The organism is Limosilactobacillus vaginalis DSM 5837 = ATCC 49540, assembly GCF_000159435.1.
GTDB classification, from domain to species: Bacteria; Bacillota; Bacilli; order Lactobacillales; family Lactobacillaceae; genus Limosilactobacillus; species Limosilactobacillus vaginalis.
Window position 1 is genome coordinate 1 of the sequence record NZ_GG693448.1, and the last position, 419, is coordinate 419.

The window sequence follows — 419 nt, forward strand, 5'->3', positions numbered from 1 at the left end:
CATTGTCTTAACAATCCTTCTTCTTATTTTTGCTCCTGAAGTAATTCGTATCTTTATGAACGATCCGGTAATCGTTAAAGAAGGAGCCTTGATGCTTCGCTGGTTATCTATAACAACCACTTTAGCTGGGATAATCCTGGTATTTACCACCGCTTTCCAGTCAATGGGAAAGGCTGTCCCGGCTTTTTGGTTATCATTCAGTCGTCAAGGGTTAATCTTTGGCCTAGCTATCGTTATTTTGGCTCATTTCTTTGGTTATACGGGAATCTTAGCTGCTCAAGCATGTTCAGACGTGCTAACTTTGATTTTGGGACTAATCTTCTACAAAGTCTATGAACCACACTTTGATAGAAAGGAAAGCTGAATAATAAAGCTTTTTAAGTTTCCGATTGGTTCTCCATAAAAAGAAGACTAAAAAA

1 pseudogene is annotated in these 419 nt (G+C 38.2%); it reads left to right on the top strand.

Annotation, left to right across the window (positions count from 1 at the left end):
* Positions 1 to 364: pseudogene (locus HMPREF0549_RS08945) on the top strand (MATE family efflux transporter); the annotation flags it as partial.
* Between the last annotated feature and the right edge of the window lie 55 nt (positions 365 to 419).